Source organism: Agarivorans sp. QJM3NY_30 (genome assembly GCF_050870855.2).
Taxonomy (GTDB): domain Bacteria; phylum Pseudomonadota; class Gammaproteobacteria; order Enterobacterales; family Celerinatantimonadaceae; genus Agarivorans.
In genome coordinates this window covers 1,262,827-1,281,806 of record NZ_CP194038.2, presented here as the reverse complement: position 1 = coordinate 1,281,806, position 18,980 = coordinate 1,262,827, and the positions used below count along the sequence as shown (strand labels likewise).

16 protein-coding genes are annotated in these 18,980 nt (G+C 43.6%); 5 read left to right on the top strand and 11 right to left on the bottom strand.

Translation table 11 applies throughout. From position 1 onward, the window contains the following. Positions 1 to 16: 16 nt before the first annotated feature. Entirely contained in the window at positions 17 to 1,036 is a 1,020-nt protein-coding gene (locus ACRRSX_RS05860; protein ID WP_432454131.1) for a zinc-binding alcohol dehydrogenase family protein, read from the bottom strand. 133 nt (positions 1,037 to 1,169) lie between these two features. Here ACRRSX_RS05860 and ACRRSX_RS05855 point away from each other — a divergent pair, with 133 nt between their 5' ends. Beyond that, positions 1,170 to 2,075 (top strand): GntR family transcriptional regulator, encoded by a 906-nt coding sequence (locus ACRRSX_RS05855; RefSeq protein ID WP_432454132.1) that lies wholly within the window; start codon positions 1,170 to 1,172, stop codon positions 2,073 to 2,075. 84 nt (positions 2,076 to 2,159) lie between these two features. Here ACRRSX_RS05855 and ACRRSX_RS05850 read toward each other — a convergent pair whose 3' ends face one another. From ACRRSX_RS05850 to ACRRSX_RS05830, 5 genes are all read right to left on the bottom strand, one after another. Beyond that, complete coding sequence (locus ACRRSX_RS05850) at positions 2,160 to 2,792, bottom strand: bifunctional 4-hydroxy-2-oxoglutarate aldolase/2-dehydro-3-deoxy-phosphogluconate aldolase (protein ID WP_432454133.1); 633 nt, start codon at positions 2,790 to 2,792, stop codon at positions 2,160 to 2,162. Positions 2,793 to 3,152: 360 nt separating this feature from the next. Beyond that, complete coding sequence (locus ACRRSX_RS05845) at positions 3,153 to 4,439, bottom strand: TRAP transporter large permease (protein ID WP_432454134.1); 1,287 nt, start codon at positions 4,437 to 4,439, stop codon at positions 3,153 to 3,155. A gap of 2 nt (positions 4,440 to 4,441) precedes the next feature. After that, positions 4,442 to 4,927 carry a TRAP transporter small permease gene (locus tag ACRRSX_RS05840; RefSeq protein WP_432454135.1) on the bottom strand — a complete coding sequence of 162 codons (486 nt, stop codon included), beginning with the start codon at positions 4,925 to 4,927 and terminating at the stop codon, positions 4,442 to 4,444. A 96-nt stretch (positions 4,928 to 5,023) separates the two neighbouring features. Beyond that, positions 5,024 to 6,016 (bottom strand): C4-dicarboxylate TRAP transporter substrate-binding protein, encoded by a 993-nt coding sequence (locus ACRRSX_RS05835; RefSeq protein ID WP_432454136.1) that lies wholly within the window; start codon positions 6,014 to 6,016, stop codon positions 5,024 to 5,026. Between the two features lie 44 nt (positions 6,017 to 6,060). Beyond that, complete coding sequence (locus ACRRSX_RS05830) at positions 6,061 to 7,497, bottom strand: tagaturonate reductase (RefSeq protein WP_432454137.1); 1,437 nt, start codon at positions 7,495 to 7,497, stop codon at positions 6,061 to 6,063. A 308-nt stretch (positions 7,498 to 7,805) separates the two neighbouring features. Here ACRRSX_RS05830 and ACRRSX_RS05825 point away from each other — a divergent pair, with 308 nt between their 5' ends. Next, positions 7,806 to 9,296, top strand: coding sequence for a UxaA family hydrolase (locus tag ACRRSX_RS05825; protein WP_432454138.1), 1,491 nt, complete (start codon positions 7,806 to 7,808; stop codon positions 9,294 to 9,296). Positions 9,297 to 9,322: 26 nt separating this feature from the next. Here the strand turns inward: ACRRSX_RS05825 and ACRRSX_RS05820 are convergent, their stop codons facing one another. After that, entirely contained in the window at positions 9,323 to 10,342 is a 1,020-nt protein-coding gene (locus ACRRSX_RS05820) for a lipase family protein (RefSeq protein ID WP_432454139.1), read from the bottom strand. A 709-nt stretch (positions 10,343 to 11,051) separates the two neighbouring features. Next, the gene (locus ACRRSX_RS05815; RefSeq protein ID WP_432454140.1) at positions 11,052 to 11,969 is read right to left on the bottom strand and encodes a LysR family transcriptional regulator; all 918 of its coding nucleotides are present in this window, start codon (positions 11,967 to 11,969) and stop codon (positions 11,052 to 11,054) included. A 99-nt stretch (positions 11,970 to 12,068) separates the two neighbouring features. Between ACRRSX_RS05815 and ACRRSX_RS05810 the strand changes: the two genes are divergently transcribed. Further along, the gene (locus ACRRSX_RS05810; RefSeq protein WP_432454141.1) at positions 12,069 to 13,247 is read left to right on the top strand and encodes an MFS transporter; all 1,179 of its coding nucleotides are present in this window, start codon (positions 12,069 to 12,071) and stop codon (positions 13,245 to 13,247) included. A gap of 26 nt (positions 13,248 to 13,273) precedes the next feature. Here the strand turns inward: ACRRSX_RS05810 and ACRRSX_RS05805 are convergent, their stop codons facing one another. After that, positions 13,274 to 14,110, bottom strand: a complete 837-nt coding sequence (locus ACRRSX_RS05805) for a helix-turn-helix domain-containing protein (protein WP_432454142.1) — start codon at positions 14,108 to 14,110, stop codon at positions 13,274 to 13,276. Between the two features lie 109 nt (positions 14,111 to 14,219). On the opposite strand from ACRRSX_RS05805, the gene ACRRSX_RS05800 reads away from it, so the two are divergent. Then, on the top strand, positions 14,220 to 15,674 hold the full coding sequence (locus tag ACRRSX_RS05800; protein WP_432454143.1) for an MFS transporter: 1,455 nt from the start codon (positions 14,220 to 14,222) through the stop codon (positions 15,672 to 15,674). A gap of 143 nt (positions 15,675 to 15,817) precedes the next feature. Here the strand turns inward: ACRRSX_RS05800 and fghA are convergent, their stop codons facing one another. Both fghA and ACRRSX_RS05790 read right to left on the bottom strand, forming a co-directional pair. Continuing rightward, the gene (gene fghA, locus ACRRSX_RS05795; protein ID WP_432454144.1) at positions 15,818 to 16,657 is read right to left on the bottom strand and encodes an S-formylglutathione hydrolase; all 840 of its coding nucleotides are present in this window, start codon (positions 16,655 to 16,657) and stop codon (positions 15,818 to 15,820) included. A gap of 94 nt (positions 16,658 to 16,751) precedes the next feature. Then, positions 16,752 to 17,882, bottom strand: coding sequence for an S-(hydroxymethyl)glutathione dehydrogenase/class III alcohol dehydrogenase (locus ACRRSX_RS05790; protein ID WP_432454145.1), 1,131 nt, complete (start codon positions 17,880 to 17,882; stop codon positions 16,752 to 16,754). 194 nt (positions 17,883 to 18,076) lie between these two features. Here ACRRSX_RS05790 and ACRRSX_RS05785 point away from each other — a divergent pair, with 194 nt between their 5' ends. Further along, the gene (locus ACRRSX_RS05785; RefSeq protein WP_432456200.1) at positions 18,077 to 18,952 is read left to right on the top strand and encodes a LysR substrate-binding domain-containing protein; all 876 of its coding nucleotides are present in this window, start codon (positions 18,077 to 18,079) and stop codon (positions 18,950 to 18,952) included. Positions 18,953 to 18,980: the final 28 nt, after the last annotated feature.

The following is an 18,980-nucleotide window of genomic DNA, read 5'->3' as shown; positions in this document are numbered from 1 at the left end:
GATCTCATTGTTCAAATTAATTGAACTCAATCACGCCTTTAATCAAGTCTCTGTTGTCGACCACATTTTGCTGATAGTTTTCGCCAAGTTGATCAAAATTGAAACGGTGGGTAAGCATCATGTTAGCGGTAAGTTTACCTGCCTTCATGAGTCCCTGTACCTTGGCAAAATCTTCTTGAGTAGCATTACGACTGGCAAATAAGCTGGTTTCTTTTTTATGGAAATCAGGATCACTTATCTCAAGATTTCCTTTAAACAAGCCAACAAAGACAATCTTACCACCGTGACGGATGTTATTCACCGCGCCATTCATCGCATGTCGATTACCTGTCGCATCAATAATGGTTTGCGCCAGTGAACCGTCAAAAGCTTCTGTCAATGCCGCCTGAAAGCCTTCGTCTAAGGGGTCAAGCGTTGCTAAGTTAAGCTCTTTTGCGACATGTTGCCGTCTTTCCAATTGGGTATCTGCCACAATCACATGCGCACCATCGGCAGCAGCTATCGCCGCAGCGCCTAAACCAATCGGTCCTGCGCCAACGACTAACACCGCTTCACCAGGCTCGAGCTGCGCACGACGCACCGCATGGGCACTAATGGCAAAAGGTTCGATCAATGCCGCAGTATTATTATCCACCCCGTTCACTTTCAAAATATTGGTTTTAGGCGCCGCAAGATATTCGCTAAAACCACCATCTCGGTGAACGCCAATAACCGAAATATTTTCACAACAGTTGGTTTTTCCGCTGCGACAAGAGGCACATTGATAACAGGCTACATAAGGGATCAATGCGACCTTGTCGCCAACTTCAAACTCAGTCCCCACCTCACTTCCGAGTTGGCAAATATCGCCACACAATTCGTGACCTAATACTCTGGGATAACTAAAGAAAGGTTGATTACCAGTATAGGCATGTATATCGGTGCCACATATCCCTACTGAAGATATTTTTATTAATACCTCATCTGGCTTCACTGAGGGGATGTCTAGCTCAACATATTGTAATTCGTAGGGCTTTTCACAAATTAATGACTTCATAAGCTTTCTCTAATTGATGATTTCCCTCTATTTTATTAGTCTTGCTTTTTATTATTTTTATCGCAACAAAGTTTGTGACGCAGCGCCATTTAATCTGCTTTTAAATGGTATTTAATGGCTTCGGAGGTAAAAAATGGCTAGAAATAAGAATTTGAGGGAAGGCACCGCAAACCAATTACTGGACGCGATCAGTTTGGGACATATCGAATCGCCTTTGCCTTCACAATCTTCACTCTCAGAACTTTTTAGTGTGAGTCGCACAACGGTACGTTATGTGCTGCAAGATCTTTGTGACAAAGGTGTATTAGAGTTTGAATCTGGTGAGTATTTAATTGCTCGAGCGCCGATGGAAGAAGATAGCTTTCTACGTTATCTGTCGTCTAAAGATTTACAATCGATTGAATTTGAAAATTTCTTTAGTAATGCTATCCAAAAAAGATACATTCTCCCAGGACAAGAATTTACCGAGTTAGAACTCTCGAAACAGTCGAAGTGTTCCACCACGATTGTACGTGAATTTTTAATTCATTTTTCTCGATTTAGCTTAATTGAAAATATTGAGCGAGGTCGTTGGCGAATGGTGAAATTTGAAAAAAGCTATGCAGCAAGTTTATTTGAACTGAGAGAGATGTTGGAATGTCATGCCTTAAGTCGGTTTATGAATCTGCCTCGCAGTGATCCGCGCTGGCAAGAAGCACAATATTTATTGCATTCACATCGAGAGCTTCGAGATGTTGTGGTTGATGAATATCAAGCCTTTTCCGATTTGGATCATAAGTTTCATACTTTAATCCTATCGGCTGCAAACAATCCTTTTATGGACCAGTTCTGTGACATTATTTCCGTCATTTTTCACTACCACTATCAATGGGACAATAGTGATTTACGGAAAAGAAATATGATCGCTATTTCAGAACATATGGCAATACTAACTAAAATTCTCAGTGGCGATGATATTGGTGCAGTCGGAGAGTTACGTCATCATTTAGATTCAGCTAAAAAGTCCATGGAGAATAGTTTAATTATGGATAATCTATAAGGCAGTTAAAATCCCAAGCTATATTTTATGACGTAGTCAAATAAACAATTCAATATCCATTTTCTAATTATATTGATGCGCTCACTACCATAGAAAATAGCGAGAGTGTTCAGTTGTTGAATTCGACTGATTAATCAGCTGTAGCATTTTGTCACCCAGCCCCCTAGCCTCGATTAATCTTTCGACCTCACAATCATCGAAGTGACATATCACTCTTGGGATCTGCAGAATATCTGGTGCCTCATCAGTCTGTTGCTGCGTAACACTAACATCTGGAGCAAATAGCAGCGCTTGCGAAATACCATTTTCAATCCCTTCGGCTGGATAATATTCTAGCGTGGTTAAGCCCTTTTCACGACTGACTTCAATCATACTTGGCTGATTAAGCGAAATCACCAGAGGGAGCGCTGCAGTTTGACAAAATTTTACCAGTTGTGGATTAGGCGCGGTGCTAACAATGAAATGGGCTCCCGCTTGTTTTATGGATAACACTTGCTGCAGCGTCGACAAGCCGCCGACACCGATCAACATCTCGGGTAGGCGCTCTCTTAATAACTTAATTGCATCAATCGATAGCTCACAACAACCATCAATTTCGGTGGCAACAAAGCCATGTTCAATCAGCATCTTGGCAAAAGGAATGACCTGCTGTGCATTCTCAATCGCAATCACAGGAATAATTTTTAAAGCCTTGAGCCGTTGAATCATCGGACTCATCGTTAATCCTATTCATTAAGATGGTAATTTTGCTAAAGATCTTAAATAAAACAAGATCTTAAGATAGGTGAAGTTTACTTCAAAACTATTTTTCAGCTGCTTTACGAGTGGATTTTAGGCTGAATCTATACACTATAAATATCCAATAATGACAGCGTTCAACCACACCAACACAAGCCGCAAGCTTCTTCATCACTTCGTTATTTCGTTATTTCGTTATTTCGTTATTTCGTTATTTCGTTATTTCGTTATTTCGTTATTTCGTTATTTACATATCGTGATCGGGTCTCCTCAACGAATGCAATAGCAGCTACAGTTCAAGTTAAACGTAGCAACTATTGCAGACCCATCAGCCAATGCTTAACCAAACACCAAATTAGGTAAAGCGATAGAAATCATTGGGATATATGTAATAAATACCAAAGCAACGAGTAATAACAGCCAGAACGGTAAGACTTCTTTCACAAAGTCTTCGATAGCCACCTTGGTGATGGAACAGGTAGTAAACATCACCGTACCTAAAGGCGGCGTAATGGTACCAATTGCACTATTGAAGATAAAAATGATGCCAAAATGAACCGGGTCGATGCCATAACTTTTTGCCACCGGTGCCAACAGGGGAGCCAGTACGATCATCACTGCATTACCTTCCAAAAACATCCCCACTATCAGTAAGAACACATTCACTAACAACAAGAAGGTAAAAGGACTTTCAACCGAGCTCGTTAACCAAGCGGCTAAACTTTGGGGAATTTGCTCCCAAGTGAGGAACTTAGAAAAACCAACCGCAACGCATATAATCAGTAATACGTTAGCCGCAGATAAAACGGATTCTTTGGTAGCCTCCCACAACAACTTGGTATTCATTTCCTTATAAATAAACATACCAAGTACCAATGCGTACAACACTGCCGCAGCCCCTGCTTCGGTTGGCGTAAACACACCAAAACGAATCCCCCCGATAATCACGACCGGAAGCAATAAAGCTAAGAAGGCATCTTTTGCTGATACAGCGATCTCTTTAGTTGAGGCTCGTTTTTCTCTGATTGGCGCGTAATTTCGTTTATGGGAAATCGCCGACACCAATGCCATCATCATCAAACACAGTAATAAGCCAGGCATTAAACCTGCCAAAAATAACTTACCAATGGAAACGTTATTCACATAACCATAGATAATCAAAGCAATACCCGGTGGAATAATCGGGGTGATTAATGAAGACGCGGCAGTTACCGCAGAAGAAAACGAGGCGCTATAGCCACGGGCAACCATTTGTGGAACCAGTAACTTCGAGCCCATCGCAGCATCAGCAATATTAGAGCCGGACAAGCCCCCCATTAAAGTGCTTAATACCACATTGACCTGAGCAAGACCGCCATTCAAATGGCCAGTCAATACTTCTGCAAATTTGAGTAAGCGATTACTAATGCCCGAATGATTCATAAACACACCGGCCATCACAAAAAATGGAATTGCCAACAGCGTCACCGATTCAAGACCGCCAGCTAAACGCTGTACCAGCATCATCATCGGTAAATGATCGTTCAGTAAAAAGTAAGATAAGGTTGCAATAAATATACAAAAAGCGACTGGAATACCAATGGCAAATAGCAATAACAATGCAGAAATAGGCAATATGACAGACATAACTAGTCTTCCCTATTGTGAGAAATTAAAGACGAATAGAGCTGACAAAGTTGGTGATAAAGCATGAGACAAGCACTAACGGGGACAGCTGCATAAATATAAATGTACGGGATCTTCAAGGCTGGGGTAAAACGCACTTGTGAAAAAGGTAATAACTTAAAACCCCAGTAAATCATAAAGCCGATAGCAATGATCATCAGGATCGGCCTAAATATATTGTCGATAAAATAAGCCACTGGCTGAGGACATTTTCGAACTAGAAAGTCGATTCGAACCAATTCATCGCTTCTCATCAATGCACTGGCTCCCATAAACGTCATCCAAACAAAAAGGCTGAGGCAAACTTCTTCCACCCATGAACTAGGTGCATTAAATACATATCGGGTAATCACTCCATAACCCATAAGTAAAACGATAATCGCAAGAAAAACAGCGGCCACTACAGTATCGACACGACTAATTTTGTCGATTATTTTAGCTATTTTCATACTGCTAAAAGCCTTTGAATTACTTAAAGAAAGTTGTGTGTGCATGACACTCTCCGGTTTCACATATTGAGGGGCCAAGAGTGGCCCCTCAATCAATTACATCTCAGCTAACTTAGCTTGTACATCTTGATAAAGGTTTGGAGACCATTCAGGGAATTCGCTTTGTACCACCTTACGAGCAGACGCTTCAAATGCCTTGATGTCTACTTCATTTACAGTAACACCCTCAGCTTTCAACTGATCAATAGCTTCTTTTTCGGCCTTGTTGATCAGCTCAGCGTCGTAACGAACCATATCTCGGCTGGTATCCAGAATGATTTTCTGTTGAGTTTTGCTTAAGCTATTCCAGAAATCAGTACCGGCAACAAATGGTGACATATGCTTGGTGTGCGCCGTTAAATTAAGATTCTTCACGACTTCATAAAATTTACCGCCCAACAAAACAACCGCTGGGTTTTCGACACCATCAATCACACCTTGAGATAGACCAGGATAAACATCAGAAAGAGACATCGGTGCGGGTACCCCACCCATTGCTTTCACGGTTGCCACAAATAATCTAGAGTGTTGAACGCGAACTTTTTCGCCTTTGAGGTCAGCAGGAGAGAAAACCGCTTTTCTAGACAACAAATGGCGAGTCCCATACACCACATCGGGAACGACAATTTTTAGCCCTTTTTCACTCAGTTGATTACTTAAGCCCTCAAACCACTCACTATGAAGTAATTTTGATTTTTTCTCAAAGGACTGTGAAAGATAGGGCGCATTGATAATCCCCAGATCTGGCACCGTATCCATTAAATAACCATAAGAGCTGATTGAAATAATATTTGCACCAAATTTAGCTTGCTCTAAAAGCTCAGTTTCACCGCCCAACTGACTTGATGGAAATAATTTGAACTCGATATCACCATTTGATTTTTTGGCGACTTGCTCAGCCCAATAGTGCATCGCTTTATCAATCGGTTCACCCGGTTGGTTACCATAAGCAATCATTACTTTAGTAGTAGCATGCGCGCAAACACTCATCGCCAAGCTTACGCCAATCACGGCAGCGACTTTTTTTAAGTTTCTTTTTATGATGTTCATATACGTCCCTTATGTAGTTATCTATTACTTCACGTGAATAAGTATTAAAGTTGCGATAGTGCTTCTTTAACGCCCAATGTTTTTATATTGCTAAAGGATTCGGTAACCAGTGATTGCACATTGGCTAAACGAGTGAGGTCAACACCCCAGTGTTCTGCCATCGATAAAAACCCTTCTATATTTGAAGCATGGTTATCTGATTTTTTACGCCAAACACTAAATTTATCTAATAAGTCTTGATTATCGGAAAGTGGAATATCTTCATCATTTCTTTTCCCTAAATAAAAGCAATACAATGCAGCCAAACTAAAACAAAGATGTTTAGGCGCAGAGCCATTTTGCTGAACATAGCTAATAAGCTGAGGCAATAAGCGAGTCTTAAATTTAGTTAAAGAGTTAAGTGCAATCGAAGTTAAGTAGTGTTTGATAAATGGGTTTTTGAATCGGCTAATAACACTTACTTTAAACTCATCAAGCTCTTGTTTATCCATGTTAAGAACAGGAATAATTTCGTCATCAAGTAAGCACTCTAGGAACTCGGCAATTTGAGGATCATTTACCGACTCGCTCACCGTATCTAAACCAGCAAGATAAGCAACTGGTACCATCGCCGTATGTGCACCATTTAAGATACCGACTTTTCTTTCTTTATAAGGCTTAATATCTGAAACAATCTTTATATTCAGTGGGCACTGCTCTAAACGAAGTTTTTCATTCAGCCAACTTGGCCCTTGAATCACAAATAAATAAAAATGTTCCGCAGCGACTAGAAAATCATCATGATAACCAAGTTCAATGTCGAGTTGATTAATTTCATCTTTTGGAAAGCCAGTCACAATCCTATCTACCAGCGTAGAACAAAAAGTATTGGCCGTATTAACCCAAGCAATAAACGCTTCTGATAACTGCCATTGCTGGGCGTATTTTATCACGAACTCTTGTAGCTTTTCCCCATTATAATCAATTAGTTCACAGGGTAAAAAAATCAAACCTTTATCTTCGCTGCCGTTAAAATGAACGAAGCGATGATGCAAAAATTTTGTCACCTTCGCGGGAAAAGATGTCGGTGGGTAATCAGTCAGTTGGTCATTTTCATTGAAGCTAATCCCAGCTTCAGTGGTATTTGAGACTACCCATTCAAGCTCTGGGTTCTGTGCAATAGCCATCACCTGGTCAAACTCACCATATGCCAACAGTTCTCGATTGACAGAGCTAATCACTCTAGGCTGAGAGATACTTTCGCCGACTTCATTAATTCCTCGAATCAATGCCGTGTACAAACCGCCTTGCTGGTCTAACTTAGGGTGTCCGGCATCAATTGGCCGAACAATGGTAATACCTGCATTAAAATCGGTATGTTCGTTCAATAGATCAAATTGCCAATCTATAAATGCGCGTAAGAAGTTACCTTCGCCAAACTGAATTATTTTCTCAGGCCGGGTCGGAAAAACTGCGCTATCTCTGGTTAATCGTTGTTCCATTACTTTATTCCTATGCGATAGGGAAGCTGTTTGTCGGACAGGTGTTATCGAATGTGTTTGAAGTGTATTTGTTAAAAATAAGCTTTTATTAAACAAAGTAAGCAAACGTGTCATCGATCATTGTTATCTGTTTTTTATCTGTTCTTTATGATTTTAATAGCTAGCGAATGAGCAAATAAGGCATTCAATTTACCTATATCTCCCAGAAACTAAGCATTAAGGAATTTTTATCGGTTTTTTATTGATTTAAATACAGCGATGGGAATAAACTGATTACGTCGGACAGGGTAACTTGCATAAAGGTGCCCATGAAACAGTATATTCAACTCCATCCTCAAGATAATGTTCTAGTTTGTTTAGAGCCTTTAAACAAACAGCAACAATTAGTCATTGGCAATAAAACCATCGAACTCAGCAGCGATCTGGATCGAGGCAGTAAAGTTGCACTCAGCGACATTGCCGCAGGTTGTAACATTATTAAGTATGGTTCGGCGATCGGTCATGCCAGTGTCGATATCCGCCAAGGTGAATGGGTACATACCCATAACATTAAAACCAATCTTGCCGATACCCATCAATATCACTATCAACCCATCACTTGTCCGCCGGCGGATATAAAACAGGCTGAACGCTCCTTTAACGGTTATCAACGCCCTAATGGTGATGTTGCTATTCGCAATGAAATATGGGTGATCCCAACGGTTGGCTGCGTAAACGGCATCGCTCAACAAGCGATCACTCTATTCCGAAGCAAATACCCAGACTTAGACTGCGATGGTGTTTATTTATTCCCCCATAATTATGGCTGCTCCCAGCTCGGTGATGATCACGAGAATACCCGCCAAATATTAGCCAATATGGTGAAACACCCAAATGCAGGCGGAGTTTTAGTGATGGGGCTAGGCTGTGAAAATAATCAAGTGGATGCCTTTAAACAATTAGTCGGAGACGTTGACCACGAACGCGTGAAGTACATGGAAGCGCAGCGAGAAAACAATGAAATCACTGCGGCGGTTGCGCAACTAGAGAAAATTTATGCGGTGGTGAAACAGGATCGACGCACCCCAATGAGTATCGGCAAACTTAAAGTAGGTCTCGAATGCGGGGGCTCCGATGGTCTATCCGGTATTACTGCTAATCCCTTACTTGGCCGATTCTCTGATTACCTCATCAGCCTTGGTGGCACTTCAGTTTTAACCGAAGTACCTGAAATGTTTGGCGCAGAACATCTACTATTTGAACGTTGTATCGACGAACCCACTTTCAGCGCTGCCGTAGAAATGATTAATAGCTTCAAGCAATATTTTATCGACCACAAGCAGCCGATTTACGAAAATCCATCTCCCGGTAATAAAAAAGGTGGTATTTCAACCCTTGAAGATAAATCGATGGGCTGCACTCAAAAAGCTGGCTCTAGCGCGGTCATGGGCGTATTAAAATACACCGACAGGCTCACGATTCCGGGGCTTAATTTACTGAGTGCTCCAGGTAATGATGCCGTAGCAACCTCGGCATTGGCCGCCAGTGGCTGCCATATCGTATTATTTTCTACCGGTCGAGGAACACCTTACGGCGGCTTTGTTCCCACCTTAAAACTTGCAACAAATTCAGAGCTTGCCAATAAAAAACCACATTGGATCGATTTTAACGCCGGGGCCTTAATTGACGGCCAAACAATGGAACAGCTATTAGAAGGTTTTATTGATTTAGTCTGTGATATTGCCAATGGAGCGCCAACTAAAAATGAAGTGAACGGCATTCGTGAACTGGCTATTTTTAAATCGGGGGTCACTCTGTAACGCGAACGCCGATAAACCCCACCAACTCATTGACCTAGCCGTTCATTCTCGGTTAGGTCGACTACACCTTCGGTTTGAGCCGCTCGCAAATTCCATAATTTCACGCAGTAAAATATCGGCATGTGATCGCGAATACTGATCGCCTTATCCCCTTGCAATTGCTTAATGTTGTCTAACCATTGCTGCACCGATTCACGCACATGCTGATTTATGTCAGGAAGCTTCATGCTTAAGGCTTTGCGCCGACTTTCCTGAGTTTTAATGGTATCCCAAATCAGTTGCTTGTATTCTTCAGCGGTTTTTTCTGGTCGTTGAAAACGCAACTGTTGATCTGCTTGAATATAAATCAACTCACCTAAATCATGATAACAAAAATGCAACGCAGGTAGATTGGGCGGCAGCATCGGGATGGGATCTTTCGCATGCTCCACACGCCATACAGGCCTACCTTTAAGCAAATCCGTAAAAGCTTGATTGCCAACCCGCGGCGCACCAAAAATATATAAGCCAGTGGCTTGTTTCACTTTAGCAAAACACAAGCTAGCCAGAGCGCCCCCCAAGCTATGACCCGTCATCCAAATAGCACGATCTGGATTTTCAGCAATACGCTGTTGAATAAACCTATGTAATCCTTCGGAGCCCCCCCATATTTCATCTAAGGCTTTAGAAAACCCAGTATGCACTTTGCCACCTTGCGAAAATGAGCTTGGAATAGCCTGAAGATTAGTACTCATCTCATACAGCATAGAGAGCGATTTAAGCTCGGTGCCGCGAAAACTAATCAGCAAACAACACTCATTCCAAGCGGCCATGCATTCGGTGCCAGTTCCTTTAAAAAAATGAAAATGTTCAAAGCCTGCCAACTTAAACGCCAAACGCGCAAAACCGGGATGGGCGTAAACTAATAAGGCACAGTCGGCTAACCAACTTGCATTCACTAAAGAAAAGCTTTGATTATGTGCCTCAAATGGAGATGTCTCTGCCTCATCAAAGTAACAGTAATCCATATCTGGCGGTACAATCGGGTAGGTTTTTGGGTCGGGCAACGGTTTTATCAATGTCGCAACTCATGATGAATCAAAGCCAAATTATAGCGCTTTCAACGGCCAACTTTAAAGTAAGCCCATCAACTCATTCGAGTTTAATATCAACACCGCGAAAGCCGCAGCAATAAATAAGCAATATCCCTTTTAAAATCACGACAAAGCACACCGAAACCATCACATATCAAGGATTAAAGAGGACTCATCGTAGCGAATACTGTCCATTTCACGAGGTTCATTTCTGAATGGAGAGCAATTCAGATATGACTGATTCGTTGCTTAGACGTAAAAAAAACACTCCAGACAGAGCAGTTTAAATGACTATAAATGTGGCTGACCTGACTATCTCTTGTGTCTAATCCAGTTAGACAGATAACCCCCATAACCAGAAGCAAATACCAACAAAATGGACAATCTGAATAGCACTGCTTTTTTCAAAATGCTTCCTGCTTTACATGCCCGAATTGCCCCTTAAAACTCTTTTGTGTTTTTCATGATATAAATCCCGATTATTTAGTATTAATCGATCGGTACTTCCTTCGAAATGTAGCCCAATAATGTATCGAGATTGAAAACACTGATTCATCATATTCCTTGTAAAGAGAACTGCTTATGAAAAGTAACAGCGCCTTGTTACAGCAAGGGAATCACTAGCCATTGGCATATACCAAGCTAAAAACTAACGGATGATGGCTGGACAACGATGTTCTTTTCATGATTGCGAAGCACTGCTTTGCATCATTTTCTCAACCAAGTAGTCGACAAATACACGAACCCTCGCAGGGATATTTTGACCACCGATGAAAACAGCATGAATGGATTCTCGGTCTTGGGGATTAAAATCTTCTAATAAAGGCACTAACTGTCCATCGGCCAAAAGCTGTTCAATATGAAAATTACCTACCCGAGTAATTCCAATTCCTTGTAGCGCGAGTTCAACGAGAGTTTCACCGTTATTTGCGATGATATTACCGCTTACCGGTAGCATAAAATCCTGACCATTTTCTCGAAACGGCCAGCCGGGTTCTAAGCGTCGAAAACTAAAATCCAAACAATTATGATATTTTAAGTCCGCTGGTGTTTGTGGAATACCTGCATCAGCAAGATACTCGGGTGAAGCGACCACGGTTCGGCCGGTCTCTCCCAAGCGACGGGCATGCAGTCCACTGTCTGGTAATGGACCAAAACGGATAGCAATATCGGTATCGCCTGCACTCACATTACTGATTTGATCGCTGACATCCATCTCGACCACAATATTGGGATAGCGTTGCAGAAATTCCTTAAACAAAGGCACGATGCTTAGCCGACTATGTGCCGTCGCAGTGCTGACTTTGATGATCCCACTGGGGCGTCCACGGTTAGCGAGCGCTGATTCTGTATCGTCTAAATCTTTTAAGATCCTGCGGGCTGCAAGTGCGTAAGATTCACCTTCACTGGTAAGATGAAGGCTGCGTGTACTGCGCACAATCAGACGAATACCGAGTCGTTTTTCAATTCGAGTCATGATACGGCTAACTGCTGATGGGCTGAGCCCTAATTCTCTCGCTGCACCACTTAAGCTGCCAGTACACGCTACCGACAGAAAGGTTTCCATTTCTGCGGTTCTATCTGTTTTGCCCTGTTTCATTTGTGATTCCAATGCAAAGCTGTGTGACCATTCAACAGGATATTCATAGGCTAGCGATTTAGCTATATTCCTTTACATCATAAATTAACGAGATTTTATATGAAATTCAATGCTCCTTTGTTCGCACTTGCCATTGGTGCTTTTGGTATTGGTGTGACCGAGTTTTCCCCGATGGGGATGTTACCGGTTATTGCCCACGATTTAGCGGTTTCGATTCCTACAGCCGGGTTGCTAATTAGTGCATATGCCTTTGGGGTTTTAATTGGGGCCCCAGTCATGACGTTGGCGTTTGCCAATATGTCACGCCGACGTTTACTGCTGCTGTCGATGGGTATTTTTACCTTAGGTAATTTGGTGTCCGCGATGGCCGATAGCTATACCACATTAATGATTGGACGAATCGTCACGTCATTCAATCATGGTGCTTTCTTTGGGGTTGGTGCTGTCGTCGCAACCAGCATAGTTCCAATAGAAAAGCGTGCGGGTGCCGTGGCGGCGATGTTTTCAGGACTCACCCTTGCAACCATTGGTGGCGTTCCTTTGGCATCATTTATCGGTGAAACCATTGGTTGGCGTCCCGCTTTTTTCGCCATTGCTGCAATTGGCTTAGTGACCATGTTCGCCTTGAGGATTTCATTACCACCACTTGCTAATGAGCGTAAAGTGAACATGCGTGATGAACTTCGGGTATTAACCAAAGGCCCCGTACTGGCGGCGTTACTATTAACTGTCGTCAGCGCCAGTTCAATGTTCACCGTATTTACTTATATTGTGCCAATTTTGCAAGATGAAACGCATGCCTCAACGGCTTTTGTCACTGCGATGTTGATGTTGTATGGCTTAGGTCTCGCCATCGGAAATATTCTCGGTGGTCGCTACGCGGATCGCTCGCTGGATTTAACGCTGATCGTCTCTTTGGTTTCAGTGATTGTCTTACTCGCGATTTTTTCAGTAAGCACATCATCTCAGATACTCGCGGCACCCTTGATCTTCCTCTGGGGCATTGCCAGCTTTGCTATGGTTCCACCATTGCAGTCATTGGTTGTGCAGGAGGCCAAAGAAGCGCCCAATCTGGCATCTGCTATGAATATTGGTGCCTTTAATCTTGGTAATGCACTTGGCGCAGTGCTCGGTGGGGCAGTGATTAGTGCGGAGCTAGGATTGTCTTCGGTTCCTTTAGCTGGTTCTGGCACCGCAGTGCTTGGCTTGATTATGGTTTTGTACTTCAGACGTGGGCGTCTTCATCAAAAAAAATCTAGCTTAGCAGACGCTTACTAGCCCTTATTTATCACCACAGAATGCCATCAGATATTGGCTAAACGTTGGTAATCTTCGTCATTTTGAGGGTGATAAATATTTAATCGACCGCTAGTCGTATCGCCACTAAAGCTCCACCATATTTGTTTTTTAAGCGAGAGCAAACCTAGTTCGGCATGTACAAAATCAAACTGAAACTGTTCCGGCTGTAGCACGGTATTGCGCGCCCATGCTTCAGTAAAAATAGCTGAGGTATTCTGAAAATGACAGACCCGTTTTTTTAAGATCAGATCATTGGAACGTGAGGCGCTTGCACTGCGTAAAAAGCCTGCCATCCGGGTCAGTTGCTCTGCCAGAATATGCTTATCGTCGATCTGTAAAAACTGCTGCCATTTGCTGTGAGTCATGGTGAGATAGATATAATTTCGCTCTTCTTCCGGAAGAGCATTCACATCAAACCCACACAATCGATTAAATGATTGATTACATTCAATAATGTCGAAATAGTCATTCACCAGCAAGGCAGGAAGCGGATTCAACTGTGTTAAAAGCCGCTGCGTTTCTCGAGTGATATACATACACGGATCTTTGACCTCGGTTTGCCCAGATAAGGCAAGCGTCTTGAGGTATTGTTCTTCTGATAAGCTTAAACGCAGTGTCTGACAGAGCGCTGCGAGTACTTCAGGAGAAATACCTGCAGCCTTTCCTCGTTCGATTTTGCTATACCACACGGTACTTATCCCTGCGATAGCGGCCACGTCTTCGCGTCTCAACCCGGGCGTTCGAGTGCGAGCTGGTTTGGGGAGCCCTATCATCTCTGGCGCTAAATTCTCTCGTTTACGACGTAAAAAATCGCCGATAACTTGCAAGTTATTACCGAGCATCTTCTATCCTGATATCAGTTATACGTGTCTAAGTAGTTTCTTGTACGACTCTAAATTCCACTCATAATAGCGCGACATTATGATTTGAGATACGTTTCAGGGACCTTTTATGAACCTTAAGCATCAATCGCTTTCAATATTTGCTCTTTTGCTATTGGTCATGGGGCAACTTTTACCACAGATCGATTTTTCTATTGTGAACGTCTCACTTGATGTGATGGGGCAAACCCTAGTCACGGATGAAACAGGACTAATGTTAATTGTTGCGGTGTATGCGCTTAGTTTTGCAACGCTGATTGCGACGGGCGGACGCCTAGGCGAGCGTTATGGTCGAAAGCGTCTATTTATGCTTGGTATCGTTGGGTTTTGTGTTGCTTCTGCAGTATGTGGGCTTGCGACAAATATTATTACGATGTTGGCTGGTCGTCTTTTACAGGGCGTATTTGCCGCCTTATTGATGCCGCAAATTCTTGCTACGATCCATGCAACCTTAGCGGGTGAGCGTCATAGTCGTGCGGTTGGGCTCTATACGGCAGTCGCTGGGCTTTCGGTCGCGATTGGGCAAGTGCTTGGAGGATGGCTTGTTTCCGCTGATTTATTTGGCTTAAGCTGGCGGGTTGCATTTTTTGTTAATATTCCAGTGTGCCTGCTGATTTTAGCTGTAGGTTATTTCATTATTCCTGAAACCCGTGCAGCGCATAAACCGGAAATGGATTTGGCTGGCATCACCTTATTCGCACTGTTGTTACTCTGTTTATTACTACCAGTGACGTTGGGCGAACGATGGCCAACGCTATGGTGCTTATTGCTTGGTCTATTCCCTATCGGCTGTGGCTTATGGGGCATAGAAAAACGCAAAGAAATCCGCGGTCAACAACCACTCTTCCCTCCTTCATTATTTAAAACGCCAATGGTGATGAGCGGTTTCATGGCGGAAGCAACTGTTACCTTTACCTATCCTGGGTATCTGTTTGTAACCGCGCTGTGCTTGCAAACAGAGCTTCATTTTACGCCACTTCAATCAGGTAATAGCTTTATTGCCTTGGGAATCATGTTCTTTGTCGGCTCATTACTCAGTCGACCGATAACACAGCGCATCGGTCACTATTGGAGCTTTGTCCTTGGCGTGGTTTTATCTTTTCTCGGTTTCTTACTTACGCTTGGTTTGTTCTGGTTATTTGGGAGTACGCTACAGGTGTGGCATCTTGTTAGCGCAACTGGTTTAGTCGGAATAGGGAACGCCTTGATGCTTACCTCCGCTTTTCGAATTGCCCTTTCTCATGTTGGAAAACAGCATGCTAGTGAAGCAAGTAGTGCATTAATCACCGTACAGCAAGCATGCTTTGCTCTCGGAACCGCTTTTTTTGGCGCAATTTACGCAGTCATGTTATCGCATGGTTATCTGGTCGCGATGGCAACAACAACCGGATTGCTTTGTACATGGCTATTCATCATTGGCACGCTCATATTTTTTCAAAGTCCAAAACTAAGCTCTGTGCAGTCAAATGGTTCAACTAAAATTACGGCCGATGTCGGTACTGGTTTCATGCCATCGGATACCTAATGATGAGACCGAATAGACCAAAACAGCCATTCGAACCTTCCGCTCGTTAGCCGCGGTGTCTTGATTGTTGGTAAAAAACCAGGCGCAGCCTGGTTTTTATGACTTGGCAATAAAGCTATGATTGCCATGGTATTTCACGAACTTCAAGCGAAGTGTTTGGCGTGAAACAGCAGGTGAGACTCAATAAAGCTGGCGATAAAAAAATAGCTATGGTCGTAACCAGTATGCATATTGAGGCGTAAGGGATAAGCGCTTTGCTTCGCCGCTGCCGTTAATGCTTCTGGTTTTAGTTGCTCTGCTAAAAATTGGTCTGCCTCTCCCTGATCAACCAACGCAGGAACAAACTGCTTCGCTTCACTCATGAGCAGGCTAGCGTCGTATTCTGCCCAGTGTTGCGGATCACTGCCTAAGTAAGCGGTAAAGGCTTTTTTACCCCACGGCACCGCACTAGGATTACAAATAGGGCTAAATGCCGATACCGAACTAAAACGTTGCGGATTGCGCAAAGCAATGGTTAAGGCGCCATGTCCCCCCATCGAGTGTCCAGCAATTGCCCGCTTGCTACTGACCGGAAAACAGGACTCAATTAATGCAGGCAGTTCACTCACAATGTAGTCGTACATGTGGTAATGCTGCTTCCATGGGGCTTGGCTGGCATTTAGGTAAAACCCCGCGCCCTGGCCTAGGTCGTAAGCTTCATCATCGGCCACCTCGTCACCACGAGGGCTGGTATCGGGCGCAACAATGGCAATGCCTAACTCGGCAGCCATACGCTGTGCACCAGCTTTCTGCATAAAGTTTTCGTCGTTACAAGTTAGCCCTGACAGCCAGTACAAGACCGGTACTGGCTGCTTAGCGCTAGCCTGTGGCGGCAAAAAAATCGCAAACTGCGCGAGCCCATTTAAACTGCTCGCGCGGTGGCTGTAGCGTTTGTGCCAGCCCCCAAAGCTTTTATTGGCACTGATAAGTTCAATGTCGTGCATTTAGCTTATCCTTATTGGTCAAAGTGAATAAAATAACAGTGCCAATACGCTTGGTTTAATGCATTAGCACACTGTTTTGCATGTGGTTTATTCATTATTTATCGAAATGAATAACACTACGAATACTCTTCCCTTGGTGCATCAAGTCAAAAGCTTCGTTAACTTTATCTAAGGCCATAGTGTGGGTAATAAAATCATCTAGCTTAAACTCTCCAGCCATATAACGTTCTACATACTCAGGTAACTCGGAGCGACCTTTTACGCCACCAAATGCCGAGCCTCTCCATACACGCCCAGTGACCAACTGGAATGGTCGAGTTGATATTTCTTGGCCGGCACCGGCAACACCAATAATCACCGACTCGCCCCAACCTTTATGGCAACATTCTAAAGCGCTACGCATCAGGTGAACGTTACCCACACATTCAAACGAGAAGTCGACACCACCATCGGTCATCTCGACAATCACTTCTTGAATTGGCTTGTCGAAATTTTTTGGATTAACACAATCGGTCGCACCAAGCTTTTGGGCTAATTCAAATTTCGATTCGTTAATGTCGATAGCAATAATGCGGCCAGCTTTGGCCATCTGAGCGCCAATAATGGCGGATAAACCAATGCCACCCAAACCAAATACTGCCACCGTATCGCCCGCTTGAACGTTGGCGGTGTTGGCAACCGCACCCATCCCAGTGGTCACGCCGCAACCTAACAAACAGACTTCTTCGAGAGGTGCCTCTTGGTTGATTTTGGCGAGTGAGATTTCCGGTAATACCGTATATTCACTAAACGTCGAGCACCCCATGTAATGAAAAATCGGCTGACCGTTGATAGAGAAGCGAGTGGTTCCGTCGGGCATTAGCCCCTTGCCTTGAGTTTCGCGGATCTTTTGACAAAGGTTGGTTTTACCCGATTTACAAAACTTACATTCGCCACACTCTGGTGTATAAAGCGGGATCACGTGATCGCCCACCTTAACGCTGCTTACCCCTTCACCAATCGATTCGACAATGCCGCCGCCTTCATGGCCCAGAATCGCCGGAAATATCCCTTCCGGATCATCGCCCGATAAGGTAAATGCATCCGTGTGGCATACACCTGAGGCAATAATTTTTACCCGCACTTCACCCGCTTTAGGGGGGGCTACATCAACAATTTCCATTTTTAATGGTTGGCCAGCAGCCCATGCTACGGCAGCTTTTGATTGAATGGTTTTGGCAGTCATCGCGCTTCCTCACTATGTATTCGTTGTCGCCTAAAAGGCGTATTCATCACAATATTATATTTGTTTCTTAATTGGTGATAATCTAGCAATTCATTAATTCACTTTTACTGTGTAGTAACAATATCGGCTAAATCATTGCTTGATGATGGCTGATAATGTTTAAGCAATCAGTATCTGCAACGAGGTTGGCCGCTATGTTCCAGTGGGACGGTATTAACGAGTTTGTTTCGGTCGTTGAAACCGAAAGTTTCACTGCTGCCGCACAACGTTTAGGTATTTCTACCGCTCAGGTGAGTCGTCAAATTTCTCAGCTGGAAATACGTTTAGCCACTAAGTTGTTTTATCGCACCACTCGGCGAGTATCGGCTACCGACAGTGGCCTGTTGTTTTATCAACAGTGTAGGCCATTGATCGAGGGTTTGCTTGACGCCGAGCGCAGCTTAAACAACTTACAGAATACGCCTCGAGGTAAGTTACGTATGACCGCACCGGTGACCTTTGGTGAACAACATATTGCACCAGCGGTGAATGATTTTTGCCTGCAATACCCGGAGTTGGAGGTATCACTCCAACTCAGTAACCAAAAAATTGACTTAGTCGATCAAGCCATAGATTTGGCGATTAGACTGGGCGAACTGCCCGACTCGAGTATGATGGCGAAGCGCCTCGCCCAGCGCAGCTTGCATGTTTGTGCTTCCCCAGCCTACTTGGCGCAACATGGCTCACCGCATGTGGTGAGTGAGTTGGCTCAGCATAACTGTTTACAAGGAACTATCGAGTACTGGCGGTTTGTCGAACGGGGGAAAGCGATGGCGCTTAAAATAAGCGGACGGCTGCAGTGTAACAATGGTTATGCCTTGCTGGATGCCGCACTAAAAGGTTTGGGCATTGTGCAATTGCCCGACAGTTACGTTAAAAAGCATTTACAAAGTGGAGCTCTGATTGAGCTATTAATACCTTATCAAAAAGGCCCCGAAGGCATTTGGGCCTTATACCCACAAAACCGACACCTATCCAATAAAGTGAGTTTAATGTTATCTCACCTACAACAACGCTTGGCTGAGATTTAATCTGGCTTTGCGAGACCAGTATGAATCG

Excerpts from the sequence above, each read along its gene's own strand:
- ACRRSX_RS05790 (WP_432454145.1), bottom strand. The coding sequence starts at position 17,882 with ATGACTGCCAAAACCATTCAATCAAAAGCTGCCGTAGCATGGGCTGCT.
- ACRRSX_RS05815 (WP_432454140.1), bottom strand. The coding sequence starts at position 11,969 with ATGAAACAGGGCAAAACAGATAGAACCGCAGAAATGGAAACCTTTCTG.
- ACRRSX_RS05855 (WP_432454132.1), top strand. The coding sequence starts at position 1,170 with ATGGCTAGAAATAAGAATTTGAGGGAAGGCACCGCAAACCAATTACTG.
- ACRRSX_RS05785 (WP_432456200.1), top strand. The coding sequence starts at position 18,077 with ATGTTCCAGTGGGACGGTATTAACGAGTTTGTTTCGGTCGTTGAAACC.
- ACRRSX_RS05800 (WP_432454143.1), top strand. The coding sequence starts at position 14,220 with ATGAACCTTAAGCATCAATCGCTTTCAATATTTGCTCTTTTGCTATTG.
- ACRRSX_RS05825 (WP_432454138.1), top strand. The coding sequence starts at position 7,806 with ATGAAACAGTATATTCAACTCCATCCTCAAGATAATGTTCTAGTTTGT.
- ACRRSX_RS05860 (WP_432454131.1), bottom strand. The coding sequence starts at position 1,036 with ATGAAGTCATTAATTTGTGAAAAGCCCTACGAATTACAATATGTTGAG.
- ACRRSX_RS05805 (WP_432454142.1), bottom strand. The coding sequence starts at position 14,110 with ATGCTCGGTAATAACTTGCAAGTTATCGGCGATTTTTTACGTCGTAAA.
- fghA (WP_432454144.1), bottom strand. The coding sequence starts at position 16,657 with ATGCACGACATTGAACTTATCAGTGCCAATAAAAGCTTTGGGGGCTGG.
- ACRRSX_RS05845 (WP_432454134.1), bottom strand. The coding sequence starts at position 4,439 with ATGTCTGTCATATTGCCTATTTCTGCATTGTTATTGCTATTTGCCATT.
- ACRRSX_RS05840 (WP_432454135.1), bottom strand. The coding sequence starts at position 4,927 with ATGAAAATAGCTAAAATAATCGACAAAATTAGTCGTGTCGATACTGTA.
- ACRRSX_RS05830 (WP_432454137.1), bottom strand. The coding sequence starts at position 7,497 with ATGGAACAACGATTAACCAGAGATAGCGCAGTTTTTCCGACCCGGCCT.
- ACRRSX_RS05835 (WP_432454136.1), bottom strand. The coding sequence starts at position 6,016 with ATGAACATCATAAAAAGAAACTTAAAAAAAGTCGCTGCCGTGATTGGC.
- ACRRSX_RS05810 (WP_432454141.1), top strand. The coding sequence starts at position 12,069 with ATGAAATTCAATGCTCCTTTGTTCGCACTTGCCATTGGTGCTTTTGGT.
- ACRRSX_RS05850 (WP_432454133.1), bottom strand. The coding sequence starts at position 2,792 with ATGAGTCCGATGATTCAACGGCTCAAGGCTTTAAAAATTATTCCTGTG.